The sequence below is a fragment of the Rhodoligotrophos appendicifer genome (genome assembly GCF_007474605.1).
Classification (GTDB): domain Bacteria; phylum Pseudomonadota; class Alphaproteobacteria; order Rhizobiales; family Im1; genus Rhodoligotrophos; species Rhodoligotrophos appendicifer.
On the sequence record NZ_VHKL01000005.1, the window covers coordinates 329,184 to 341,478 of the forward strand.

Consider the following 12,295-nt stretch of genomic DNA (forward strand, 5'->3'; position numbering starts at 1 on the left):
CTGTCAAAAAGAATGCAACTTTTTCGGGTATCATTGAGAAATGCATCACCGGATAGTTTCAGGCTTTGGAGTGCCGACATTGATCAGTTTGCGCATGGTTTGGGCCGCAGTGGCGGCATCATTTTTGATGGTCCAGGCACCCGCTTATGGAGGAAGCACCTTGGACCGGGTCACCGCCAGCAAGGTGCTGAGGATTTCGACGGACCCTTCCTATCCTCCGCAATCCTTTATGGACGCCGACAATCAGATGGTCGGCTTCGACATCGACGTGGCCCGCGCCATCGCCACGGAGCTCGATGCCACCTTGGAGATCGTCACTCCGGCTTGGGAGATCGTGGTCAGTGGACGCTGGAACGGTCGCTGGGATCTGTCCGTCGGCTCGATGACCCCCACCCAGGAGCGCAGTCAGGCGCTGAGCTTCCCCGCGGTCTATTATTACGTACCGGCGGCCTTCGCCGTACATGAGCGGTCGCGGGTGAAGGCTCCCGCTGAATTGACGGGGCGGACCTTCGGTGTCTGCGGCGAATGCACCTACGAGGCCTATCTTCGCGGGACGCTGACGCTTCCCGAGGCAACGGCTCCACTCTCTCCAGGAATACAGCCCGGCGAGATTCGCACCTATGAGACGGACCTGAATGCCCTGGATGACTTGAAGCTGGGGGACGGTGTGCGAATCAATGCCGTTCTGTCGTCGCTTCCCACCATCAACAACGCAATCGAGAAGGGCTATCCGTTGCGGGTGGTGGGTCCGCCGGTCTTCTACGAGCCCCTAGCCGTCGCGGCCGAGCCGGGTGACGCCGAATTCGACGCCCGCGTAGCGGCGATTATCGCCAAGCTGAAGGCAGACGGCGTCCTCTCCGCCCTCTCCCAGAAATGGTATGGCATGGATCTGACCCGGAAGGAGTGACGCCAGCGATAGTCCTTGAGGCTGGCGGCCCGGCACGTCATAAGCGGCTGTCATGCATGTATTTACAATCTACGATCTCGCTCTGGATCAGGCAGATCATCTGGGCGACGAAATCACCTGGAGCGAGCTGGCGCCCGTCTCCGTCACTCTCGTCGAGAACGATGAGCGCGAGGGCGACTGGCGCGTAGAGGCCCACTTTGCCGAGCGTCCCTCGGATCAGGACTTGGCAACGGTGGCGGGAGACCGGCGCTGGGATCTTGTGCCCCTGGTGCAGCGCGACTGGGTGCGCGAATCTCTCAAGGGGTTGAAGCCGGTGCGGGCAGGCAGATTTTACCTGCATGGCGCCCATGATCGCGACAGCGTGCCCCTGACGAGCTTTGCAATCGAGATCGAAGCCGGACTGGCCTTCGGGACCGGCCATCACGGCACCACGCGTGGATGCCTGATCGCCCTCACCGACATCTTGAAGCGCGGTGTCCCGTGGCCGGTCTTGGACGTCGGCTGCGGCACCGGGGTCCTCGCCATCGCTTACGCTCTTGCCGCGCGGCGCTCGGTCATTGCCAGCGACATCGATCCGGTGGCGGTTGACCAGACCCGGACCAATGCCCGCAAAAACAAAACGGGCCCGCAAGTGCGGGCCCGTTTAGCATCCGGGATTGATCATCCACTCATCCGTCAGTCTGCACCTTACCAGCTGATCATGGCCAATATTCTGGCACGACCGCTGGAGGTCCTGGCCCCAGCCTTGAGCACCCTTCTAGACCCCCGAGGGTCCATCATCCTCTCCGGCTTGACCACCGGCCAGGAGCGTCGCGTATCTGCCGCCTATCGTCTGCAGGGCTTGGTGCCCGTGCGCAGGATCAGGCTGGACGGTTGGTCGACGCTGGTGCTCCAGTCCCAAACGACAGCTTAGCGCTGGTTGTTGGGGCCCCAGACCATGCGGCGGATCTCGCCACGGTTCAGGCCGATATCGAGCAGCAGGCGGTCGTCCAGCTGATCGAGCTCACGCTCGGCGCGGGACAGTTCCACATAGCGCTTCACCCGGCTTGAAACCCGGCTCAGAAATCCAGGAACGGCGCGATCGGCGCTGCCGGAACGGACCGTCTGGCCCTTATCGAAAGTTGCGACACTCATTTTTCGTCTCCATCATGCAATCGAGTGTCCCCCTCCGCAAACCCAAGGGTCTGCAGACAAAAAGGCTTTGAAAGCCAGTGTCTTGGAGAGAGTTGCGGTCATCACCGCGTCTCGTCTGCCGCCTATATAGGCCCGGCGACCCTCGCTTCGCCAGATCGAGGTTTGCATCGCAGCAATGCGTATAGCGCATGTCTTGTTAAGAGGCTGTTAAGGTTCCGAACCCTCTTTCGGATACGCTCGAAACCGAGGTCGGAAAACGACGCTTCACTGCCTGCAAAAGACGCAGATGCGTTCGTTGTCTCGAAACAAGCCTGCCTAACTTCCGCCATCAAAACGAATGCTGAAGCCGTTTTTTTTAACGAGTCCAAGGAGAGATCGCGGAGTGTTCGCCCTGCAAACTATTTAACCACTTTCCTGCCGATGGTCGCAAAGGCATCAGTTCTGCCGATACTCGGCAGGGATGTGGATCGTCATTGTGCTGCCTTGGGTACCCCGTTATGAGCGGGTGACAATCACATATTTGGAGGCAGCATTGCGATTTGCACATGGCAATTGCATGACAGTGCTTGGCGCCCCCTAATCGCAGATATCCGGCGGCGATCCGATTGCATCCGCCGCTCAGCCTCGCTAAGCGAAGGGGATCACGCCGGAGGGATCCATGTACCAGAGCTTTGTCGATGTCAGCGATCACAGCAAAAGTGGCGAAAGAATTGCTGCACTGCGAAGAGAATTGGCAATTCATGGGCTTCACGGCTTCATCGTGCCGCGATCGGATGAGCATCAGGGAGAATATGTCGCCGACTATGCGGAGCGCTTGCGGTGGCTGACGGGCTTCTCAGGGTCGGCGGGCATGGCAATCATCCTGGTCGATCAGGCCGTGATCTTCGTGGATGGGCGCTACACGATCCAGGTGCGCGAGCAGGTCGATCTGAGTGTCGTCGAACCGAAGCACCTGATCGACGAGCCCCCGTCCGAATGGCTCCGCAGGACCCTGCGACCGGGACAGCGCCTGGGTTACGATCCCTGGCTCCTGACGGTCGAGCAGGCGGAACGATTTGCGAAGGCGTGTATCGACGCCGGCGCCGAGCTTGTGCCATGCGACAATCTCGTCGATGCGATTTGGCAGGATCAGCCGTCGCGTCCCGCAGCGCCGGTGGTCACCCATCCGACCCAGCTCGCGGGCCGATCGGTGGCCGACAAGCGCCAAGAGCTGCTTGAGACCCTGCAGGCCAAGCAGGCCGGAGCCGTCATCCTCACCCAGCCCGATTCCATTGCTTGGATGTTGAACATACGCGGCAGTGATGTGGCCCACACGCCTGTGGCTCTTGCCTTCGCCATCCTGCCGGCGGAGGGCCTTCCGCAATTATTCCTCGATTCTGCCAAGATCGATGCGGCCACCGCCTCTGAATTAGGTGCGGATGTGGAGCTTCATTCGGCGGCCGATTTCGAGCCCGCGCTCCGGCGGCTCGGGGGCGACAAGGTGCGCGTCATGATCGATCCCGCTTGGACGGCGGTGAAGATCCGTGACCTGCTTCGTGAGAGCGGCGCCGAGATCGTTGCCGATCGTGATCCCTGCATCTTGCCCAAGGCGCGCAAGAACCCGGTGGAGCTGGAGGGAGCCCGTGCCGCCCACCGCCGAGACGGTGCGGCCATGGCGAATTTTCTTCATTGGTTTGATCAGACCGCGCCTCAAGCCGGCCTCGACGAAATTGCCGCCGCCGAAGCGCTGGAGGGGTTCCGGGCCGCGACCGGCGAGTTGAGGGAGATCAGCTTCGAATCGATTTCCGCTGCCGGCCCCCACGCTGCCATCCCCCATTACCGGGTCGGCATCAGCTCCAATCGTCCGATCCGGCCGGGCGAGATCTACCTCATCGATTCCGGTGCTCAATATCTCGACGGCACTACCGACATCACCCGCACCCTCATTGTCGGCGAGCCGACGGCGGAGATGCGCGATCGCTTCACGCGCGTCCTGAAGGGCATGATCGCGATCTCGGTCGCCCGCTTTCCCGAACGCACCACCGGCGCCCAGCTCGACAGTTTCGCGCGCGCCGCGCTCTGGCAGGCGGGACTCGATTTCGACCACGGCACCGGCCATGGAGTCGGCAGCTATTTATCGGTCCATGAAGGTCCGGCGCGGATCTCCAAGGCCGGCACGGTGGGCCTCGAGACGGGGATGATCCTCTCCAACGAGCCCGGCTATTACAAACAGGGAGACTATGGCATCCGCATCGAAAACCTGGTGATCGTCTCCCCCGCCGAACCGGTCCCCGGAGGCGACCGGCCGATGCATAGGTTCGAGACGTTGACGCTTGCCCCCATCGATCGGCGTCTCATCGATCCATCTTTGCTGAGCGAGGCCGAGCTTGCCTGGCTCAATGCCTATCACGCCCGGGTCGACGCGGAGATCGGTCCCCGCCTCGACAATGAGCAGCGGCGATGGCTGGCCGCCGCCACGGCTCCCATCACCCGAGAATAGCCCGCATCAGGAGAATCGCCGCGGCACCCACCACCAGCGTGCCGAGCAGCGGCAGCCGGAAGGCGGCCAGCGCCGTGATCGCCCCGGCAATGGTTTCCGCCGGACCGGTCAGGAACAGCACCGGCGTGATGACGGCCGTGAGGACGGCCACGGGCAGGGCCTCGAGGCCCGCCTGCACCCGCGGTGTCAGGGTCACGAACCGCAGCACCAGCATGCCGGCGACACGGGTCGCATAAGTCGCCAGCGCCATCACCAGAATGGCGAACAGGGTGGTGGAATCGACGCTCATGCCTCCTGCTCCCTGTGCGACCGGAAGGTTAGGGCTCCGGCTGCGGTGCCGGCGAGACCGCCGATGACGATATACCAGGGGCCGTCGATCAGCTCATGGGCGACTGCGGCAAACAATCCGCTGATGGCGATGACGATGCCCGTCTTCGGTCCCTTCCAGAACCCGATGACGAGGCCGAGGAACAGTGCTGTGAAAATGAAATCGAGCCCATACCGCTCCGGCGGTCCGAGCCGCGCACCGAGGATTGTCCCCGCCACTGTGCCCGCCGTCCAGGTCACGATGAGCGAGACGGCGATGCCCATATAGTAGGCGGGGTACAGCGGGCGCTCGGACGCGCGCTTCTCCGACAGGGCCCAGACCTCGTCCGTCAGGAAGAACAGATTGAACCAGCGTTCCGCCCGCCCGAAATGCTTGAACTGCAACACCAGGGACACGCCCATGATGGCGTGACGAAGATTGACCGTGAGGGCGGTCAGCCCCAGCAGCGCCCATGGTGCCGGGTCCGTCCAGATGCCGATGGCCACGAACTGTGCAGCACCGGCAAACACCAGGGCGCTCATCAGCCCGGCTTCCAGCGTGCTCAGGCCTTTACCCGCCGCCAAGGCTCCGAAGAGGAGGCCGATGGGCACGGCGGCCGCGGCGATGGGCAATGCGCTGATCACCCCCTGGAAAAATTCGCGGATGGTGGACGGCGGCGGAGTCTCTGGCATGGAAGCACCGGTGATGGCGACACAAGGATCCTTGTGGTGCCTCGCTTACCCCAACCACCCCAAACCCCGCCAGCGGGATTTCAGGCGCGCTCCACGAAGCTCGACAGGACCCGTTTCTCGCCCCCCTCGTCGAAGTCGATGGTGAGCTTGTTGCCGTCCACGCCGGCCACCGTGCCCTCACCGAACTTTGCATGGAGCACGCGCTCGCCGCGCGCAAAGGAGGGCGCATCGCCGCCGTCGCGCGCGATCAGTTCGCCCTCGATGAAATGCGGCACGCTTCGGACGGACTCGCCCTTGTCATAGGCCTGCCGGGCGCGCTTCCACCCGGGTGTCCCATAGTCGGTCTGATAAGGATTCATCGTGTCGAAGCGGCTCTCGCCGAAGGCCCAGCCGCGTCCATAGGAACTGTAATTGGACGAAGACTGCTCGACCTCCACATCCTCCTCCGGCAGCTCGTCGACGAATCGCGACGGCATGGCGCTCTGCCACAGCGCGTGGATCCGCCGGTTCTGGGCAAAGGAGATGTGGCAGGATTTGCGCGCCCGCGTGATGCCCACATAGGCCAGCCGGCGTTCCTCCTCGAGCCCCGCGCGTCCGCTCTCGTCCAGAGATCGCTGATGCGGGAACAGACCTTCCTCCCAGCCCGGCAGGAACACGCTGTCGAATTCGAGCCCCTTGGCCGAATGCAGCGTCATGATGCTGACCTTGTCGTCGCCAGCTTGGTTCTCCACGTCCATCACCAGGGAGATATGCTCGAGGAACCCGCCCATGCTTTCGAAGTCATTCATGGAGCGGACGAGTTCCTTTAGATTCTCAAGTCGCCCTGGCGCTTCCGGAGTGCGATCGTTCTGCCACATCTCGGTATAGCCCGACTCGTCCAGCACCATTTCCGCCAGATCCGTATGGGGCACGCCCTCGAGCAGCGAGCGCCAGCGCCGGAAGCTGGCCGTGAGCTGTCGGAGGGCATTTCGGGCTTTCGCCGGCAGCTCGTCGGTGACGGCGATCGCCTCGGCGGCCCGGAACAGGGAGATCCCCTCGGCCCGGGCCAGCGCATGCACCTTCTTCACGCTTGCATCCCCGATGCCGCGCTTGGGTACATTGATGATGCGCTCGAAGGCGAGGTCGTTATCGGGTTGCGCGGTGATCTTGAGATAGGCGAGCGCGTCCCGGATTTCCTGGCGCTCGTAGAATCGCGGACCGCCGATCACGCGATAGGGAAGGCCCAAGGTGATGAAGCGGTCTTCGAATTCGCGCATCTGGAACGAGGCCCTGACCAGGATGGCGATCTCGTTATAGAGCTGTCCCCGGCCATGCGCGGTTTCGATGGTCTCGCCGATGGTGCGTGCTTCCTCCTCCGCATCCCAGTGGCCGCGGACGACGACCTTGTCTCCCGTCGCCAGATCGGTATGCAGCGTCTTGCCCAACCGTCCCTCATTATGGGCGATCAGCCCTGAGGCCGCGGCCAGGATATGCGGGGTCGAGCGATAATTCCGCTCCAGCCGAATGACCTTCGCACCGGGGAAATCCTTCTCGAACCTCAGAATGTTGTCGACCTCCGCACCACGCCAGCCATAGATCGATTGGTCGTCGTCGCCGACGCAGCAGATATTGTGATGGCCCTGGGCCAGCAGCCGCAGCCACAGATATTGCGCGACATTGGTGTCCTGGTACTCGTCCACCAGCATGTATTTGAACTTGCGCTGATAGATCTGCAGAACCTCCGGATTGTCCTGGAACAGCCGCAGCGGCTGCAACAGCAGATCGCCGAAGTCGCAGGCGTTCAACAGCTTCATCCGGGCCTGATAGGCCTCGTAAAGCTCTGCGCCGCGGCCATTTGCATAGGCATGCGCCTCTCCCGCCGGGACCTGGGAGGGAATGACCCCCCGGTTCTTCCAGCTGTCGATGAGGCTGGCAAGATGCCGCGCCGGCCATCTCTTTTCATCGATATCGGCAAGCGCGATCACCTGCTTGAGCAGCCGGATCTGGTCATCCGTGTCGAGGATGGAGAAATCCGAGCGCAAGCCGGCGAGTTCCGCGTGCCGCCGCAGGATCTTGACCCCGATCGAATGGAAGGTCCCGAGCCATTGCATGCCCTCGACCACGCCGCCGATCAGCATGCCGATGCGCTCCTTCATCTCGCGCGCGGCCTTGTTGGTGAAAGTGACGGCGAGGATCTGGCCGGGAAACGCACGCCCCGTGGCGAGCACATGCGCGAGCCGAGTGGTCAGCACCCGCGTCTTGCCGGTGCCCGCTCCCGCCAGCACGAGAAGCGGGCCGTCGATGGTCTCCACCGCCAATCGCTGCTCCCCATTGAGCGAGCGGAGATAGGGTGCATCCACCGGCGCCATGGCGCGTGCGGCGATCCCCCCTGGCGTCGGACCCGGCGCGTCGTCTTCGAAGTCGGAAAGGTCCAGGGATCGTGCCATCATCTGTGTCCGGAGCAAGGGGCTAAGCCCCTATATAGCACTCCCTCCCTCTGATTCGACCTGTCAGGCGTCTTGAACATGCGCTAAGACCCCGAAAGTTGCTTCGCACACGGATTAGAGGGTCATCGGTGCTGCGCCAGAATACGGACGATCGCATTGGGCAGGCGCGCTATATGGGCGTTGCGGCGCTGGTCGGCATGGGCACCGGCCTCTTGGGGACGATCTTCCATCTTGTCATCGATTACTTGATCCACTGGCCGCAATGGCTGGCCGCTGTCGTGCAGGGACCGTCTCTGGTCCTGGCGGCCGCGCTCATCACCATGGTGCTCACGGTCTGCTCGGTCTTCGTCGTTCGGCGGTTTGCACCGGAGGCGGGCGGCAGCGGTGTGCCGGAGATCGAAGGCGCCATGGAGGGCCTTCGCTTCGTTCACTGGCGCAGGGTCCTGCCCGTCAAGTTTTTCGCCGGCATCGCTGCCATTTCCTCCGGACTGGTACTGGGTCGGGAGGGACCGACGATCCATATCGGCGCCTCCGTTGCGGCGGGTCTGTCGGAGGCCTTCAAGAGCAACGACCTCGAACGCCGCGGGCTCTTGGCGGCAGGGGCTGCCGGCGGCCTCGCCTGTGCCTTCAACGCGCCTCTCGCCGCCGTCCTCTTCGTCATCGAGGAGACCCATCGTCAGTTCCCTTACACTTTCCGCACCTATATGGGCGTGATCGTGGCAGCCTGCGTCGCCGCCATCGTGACCGAGATGATGGCCGGCGTGGGACCGGATCTGGAAATCGCTGTCGCCCAGGTCCCCTTATGGATTTTCCCGGGCTTTCTGCTGCTCGGGGGCCTGATGGGCGTTCTCGGCGTGGCGCTGAATGCCGGGCTCATGCGCATGGTTGAGTTCGGGGCCGAGTGCCAGGCCAACATGCCCTATGTCTATCCGGCCATCGTCGGCTTCCTGATCGGCGCCGTCTTCATCCTCCTTCCTCAGGCGGCCAGCGGCGGCGAGGCGGTGATCATGGCGCTGTCGACGCAGCACACTGGCATCTTCGCCCTACTGCTCTTGGCCACCATCCGCTATCTCACCACGGTCACCAGCTATTCGACGGGAGTGCCCGGCGGGATCTTTGCGCCGATCCTGACCCTTGCCGTCTGCTGCGGACTGGCCTTCGGTACGACATTGGACGCTCTGTTTCCCGGGATCGGGGTCGTCCCCACGGCCTTCGGCATCGCCGCCATGGGCGGTTTGTTTACCGCTTCCGTCCGTGCGCCCATCGTGGGCGTGGCGCTCACCTTGGAGCTGACGGGATCCTACACTCTGCTCCTGCCGGTCCTCATCACCTGCGGGACCGCCAATCTCATTGCCCAATGGCTCGGCGGACGGCCGATCTATGAGCAGCTTCTCGACCGCACGCTCCAGCAGGCCGGCATCGATCCCAACGCAGCCGCCTCCCGCGAGCCGGTCGGCCTGGGCTGAGCTCAGTCCCCTGGGAACGCGAGCTGAGCCTTGATCGCAGCGGCAGCCGCTCCGCTGCGGCCCGCGCCCAGCGGCTGTCCATTGAGGGAGATCACCGACCTCAGCCCCAGGCTGTTCGTGAGGATCACCTCGTCCGCCTGCGCCAGCATGTCCGGTGTCAGCGACCGCTCCTCGGCCTTGGTCCGCTCGATGATCTCCGCCCGCGTCACGCCGGGCAGGGCACCGTCCGCCAGGGGAGGGGTGACCAGCACCTTGTCGATCACGGCGAACAGGTTCGCAGCCGTTCCGGCCACCACATGGCCGCGACTGTTCAGCAGCAGCGCATCGTCGGCGCCATGCTCGCGCGCATTCATCAGCGCCAGGATGTTGTCGAGATAGCCGAGCGCCTTCACGTTCGACAGCGGCGAAAACTCGTTCCGGCGGGTCTTCTCCGAGATGATCACCGAGATCTCCGTCGCCCGCGGTGCGAAGGGCGCTGCAGTGATAACGACGCTCGGCACCGGCGCATCTGGCGGCAGCAGCCCCCGCGGCCCCTGGCCCCGCGTCACCGTCAGGCGCAGCGACCCTTCGGTGAGATCGTTCACGGCGATCACCGACAGGAGCCGCGTGACGAATTCGAAATCCGGCATCTTGACCGGCAGCCTCAACACGGCAAGCCCCTGCCGCAACCGCCGCAGATGGGCATCCAGCCGCAGGATTTCGCGGCCGCGGACGCCCAAGGTCTCGAAGACGCCGTCGCCGAGGGTAAACCCCCGGTCGAGGACGCTCAATCCGGCTGCGGCCTGATCGACGAGCCGGCCATCAATCGAGATCTGCATGGGGTGTTCCAGATGTCAGTTGTACGGCCTCGATCATGGCCCGTGCCTTCACCAGGCACTCCTCATACTCGTCCAGCGGATCGCTGTCGGCAACGATGCCGCCACCTGCCTGGATGAGGATCCGGCCCGCGGCGACCACCGGCGATCGGATCAGGATGCTGGAATCCATGGCGCCGGAAAATCCAAGCCAGAAGGCTGAGCCGCAATAGGCGCCGCGGGGCCCGGCCTCGAGTTCGGCGATGATCTCCATGGCCCGGATCTTTGGCGCCCCGGTGATCGAGCCGCCCGGGAAAGCCGCGCGCAGCAGGTCGATGGCATCGAATCCTGGACGCAGCCGGGCCTGCACCACCGACACGAGGTGGTGGACGCTCGCGAAGCTCTCGAGTCCGAACAGCGTCGGCACCCTAACGCTGCCGATTTCGGCGACCCGCGACAGATCGTTTCGCATGAGGTCGACGATCATCAGGTTTTCGGCCTTGTCCTTTTCGCTGGCCAGCAAGTCGCGAGCCAGCATCGCATCCTCTGCCGGGGTGCGCCCGCGCGGTCGGGTTCCCTTGATGGGGCGCGTTTCGATCGCTCCGCCGGCATCGACGCTGACGAACCGCTCCGGCGACACCGACAGCAGCGCGCTGTCCGCGTCGATGTTCAGGAACACCGAGAAGGGCGCCCGGCTGCGGGCTCTGAGCCGCCGATACAGGTCGAAGCGGCTGAGGCCGGAGGGCAGGGTGGCGGTGAACTTCTGCGTGAAGTTCGTCTGGTAAATGTCTCCCGCGGAGATGTAATCTTTGATTGTTTCGATGCGCTCGACATAGGCGCGCCGTGAGAGCTCGGCGATCACCGGCGCGCGAGTCCGATCGTCCATTGGGGGCATCGGAGATCGAGCCTCTAGCCGCTCGATCAGCCACTCGCACCGGGCTTGGGCGCGGTAGAGCCGCGCCCGTTCATGGGTCTCCGGCAGCCCTGAGGAGAGGATCCAGGCCGATTGCCTTACGCAATCAAAGGCGATGACCAGGTCGTAGAGGCCGACCACCATGTCCCGCGTGACCCTGTCGCTGCCAGCGGGCGACGGCAGGTCTTCGAGATAGCGGTTGAGCTCGTAACCCAGCAGACCGGCAGCGCCTCCCTGAAAGGGCGGCAGGCCGGGAATGGCCCGCATTCGGGCTGAGCGGCAACACGTGCTGAGAATGTCCCAGGGTGATCCGGCCACACGGTGTCCGTCGACGACTACACCCCCTCGGTCCGCCATGATCGTGGAATAGGGGGAGATGGCGATATAGGCATGGCGCGAGCGAGGGGCTCCGGGCTCCGGGCAGTCGAACAGCATGGCCTGGGCGTCCTGTGCGAAGGTCGCAAACAGCTCCAGGGGCTCTGCATAGGGAATGGCATGCACCAGGGGCACCCGTCCGGGGGGCGGGGAGACATCGATGCCCGTTCGAGCGGTAAGTGCCATCCGCCTGTTCCGCCTGTTCGAGGTGCGGCCCGCTTTATCCCTTGCGCGGAATGCCGATCACATGGCCGACCTGGGGCGGCACGGGAAGATGGGCATGGGCCTCATGCATCGCCTTGATCTTTGCCAGCACGTCCTCCGGGAATGGTGTGCTCTTCTTGGTCTGCACATCCACATGCATGCAGATCTGTTCCGAGGTCGCCGCGAGAAAACCCTCCTCTGCATGATACATCTGTTGGAAGAAATGGCAGCGCTTGGCGTCGAAATCCAGGAGCTGCAAGGTGATCTTCACCGGAGCATTGTTCCCGAGTTCGCGGAGATACGTCACGTGCACCTCCAGCGAATAATGCGAGAGCTGCCGCTCTTTGACATAATCTTTGCCGAGCCCGAACAGATCGAAGGCGTCATCCGATGCCAGATCGAACAAAACATTGTAATAGGCCATGTTGAGATGGCCATTGTAGTCGATCCACTGCGGTTGGACTCTCATGACGCTTGATTCGAAGGGTGCGGCATTGCTCATGGGGCTGATCTCGGTTCCGATAGGCCTTGCAGGACGCGTTGGGGCTGTGGTGCTGATCAAGCCATATCAGACCCGGGTGCTGACGCAAGACTGAGC

General features: G+C 63.4%; 12 protein-coding genes. 5 read left to right on the forward strand and 7 right to left on the reverse strand.

Annotated features, from left to right (window positions below; all coding sequences use genetic code 11):
* Nucleotides 1-79: 79 nt before the first annotated feature.
* Both FKM97_RS13415 and FKM97_RS13420 read left to right on the forward strand, forming a co-directional pair.
* Complete coding sequence (locus tag FKM97_RS13415) at nt 80-907, forward strand: transporter substrate-binding domain-containing protein (protein WP_246105070.1); 828 nt, start codon at nt 80-82, stop codon at nt 905-907.
* Between the two features lie 52 nt (nt 908-959).
* Nucleotides 960-1,820, forward strand: a complete 861-nt coding sequence (locus FKM97_RS13420) for a 50S ribosomal protein L11 methyltransferase (protein WP_144292909.1) — start codon at nt 960-962, stop codon at nt 1,818-1,820.
* Here the strand turns inward: FKM97_RS13420 and FKM97_RS13425 are convergent.
* On the reverse strand, nt 1,817-2,041 hold the full coding sequence (locus FKM97_RS13425; RefSeq protein ID WP_144292910.1) for a YjiS-like domain-containing protein: 225 nt from the start codon (nt 2,039-2,041) through the stop codon (nt 1,817-1,819). The genes FKM97_RS13420 and FKM97_RS13425 overlap by 4 nt on opposite strands.
* Nucleotides 2,042-2,699: 658 nt before the next feature.
* Here FKM97_RS13425 and FKM97_RS13430 point away from each other — a divergent pair.
* Nucleotides 2,700-4,520: an aminopeptidase P family protein gene (locus FKM97_RS13430; RefSeq protein WP_144292911.1), complete on the forward strand. Its 1,821-nt coding sequence runs from the start codon at nt 2,700-2,702 to the stop codon at nt 4,518-4,520.
* Here FKM97_RS13430 and FKM97_RS13435 read toward each other — a convergent pair.
* The 3 genes from FKM97_RS13435 to FKM97_RS13445 all read right to left on the reverse strand — a co-directional run bounded on the left by FKM97_RS13435 (nt 4,507) and on the right by FKM97_RS13445 (nt 7,945).
* Nucleotides 4,507-4,809 (reverse strand): AzlD family protein, encoded by a 303-nt coding sequence (locus FKM97_RS13435; protein ID WP_144292912.1) that lies wholly within the window; start codon nt 4,807-4,809, stop codon nt 4,507-4,509. The genes FKM97_RS13430 and FKM97_RS13435 overlap by 14 nt on opposite strands.
* Nucleotides 4,806-5,519, reverse strand: a complete 714-nt coding sequence (locus tag FKM97_RS13440) for an AzlC family ABC transporter permease (protein ID WP_144292913.1) — start codon at nt 5,517-5,519, stop codon at nt 4,806-4,808. The genes FKM97_RS13435 and FKM97_RS13440 overlap by 4 nt, the downstream gene beginning before the upstream one ends.
* An 80-nt stretch (nt 5,520-5,599) precedes the next feature.
* The gene (locus tag FKM97_RS13445) at nt 5,600-7,945 is read right to left on the reverse strand and encodes an ATP-dependent helicase (protein ID WP_144293062.1); all 2,346 of its coding nucleotides are present in this window, start codon (nt 7,943-7,945) and stop codon (nt 5,600-5,602) included.
* 128 nt (nt 7,946-8,073) lie between these two features.
* Here FKM97_RS13445 and clcA point away from each other — a divergent pair, with 128 nt between their 5' ends.
* A complete protein-coding gene (clcA, locus tag FKM97_RS13450) occupies nt 8,074-9,411 on the forward strand; it encodes a H(+)/Cl(-) exchange transporter ClcA (RefSeq protein ID WP_246105071.1) in 1,338 nt (445 codons plus the stop codon).
* A 2-nt stretch (nt 9,412-9,413) separates the two neighbouring features.
* On the opposite strand, the gene FKM97_RS13455 is transcribed toward clcA, so the two are convergent.
* From FKM97_RS13455 to FKM97_RS13465, 3 genes are read right to left on the reverse strand one after another with little or no spacing between them, the layout of a single operon-like run.
* On the reverse strand, nt 9,414-10,229 hold the full coding sequence (locus FKM97_RS13455) for an aminotransferase class IV (RefSeq protein ID WP_144292914.1): 816 nt from the start codon (nt 10,227-10,229) through the stop codon (nt 9,414-9,416).
* Nucleotides 10,213-11,679, reverse strand: coding sequence for an aminodeoxychorismate synthase component I (gene pabB, locus FKM97_RS13460; protein WP_144292915.1), 1,467 nt, complete (start codon nt 11,677-11,679; stop codon nt 10,213-10,215). The genes FKM97_RS13455 and pabB overlap by 17 nt, the downstream gene beginning before the upstream one ends.
* 34 nt (nt 11,680-11,713) lie before the next feature.
* Nucleotides 11,714-12,166: a thioesterase family protein gene (locus FKM97_RS13465; RefSeq protein WP_246105072.1), complete on the reverse strand. Its 453-nt coding sequence runs from the start codon at nt 12,164-12,166 to the stop codon at nt 11,714-11,716.
* Between FKM97_RS13465 and FKM97_RS26945 the strand changes: the two genes are divergently transcribed.
* Nucleotides 12,165-12,293: a hypothetical protein gene (locus FKM97_RS26945; RefSeq protein WP_281290104.1), complete on the forward strand. Its 129-nt coding sequence runs from the start codon at nt 12,165-12,167 to the stop codon at nt 12,291-12,293. The genes FKM97_RS13465 and FKM97_RS26945 overlap by 2 nt on opposite strands.
* Nucleotides 12,294-12,295 lie beyond the last annotated feature (2 nt).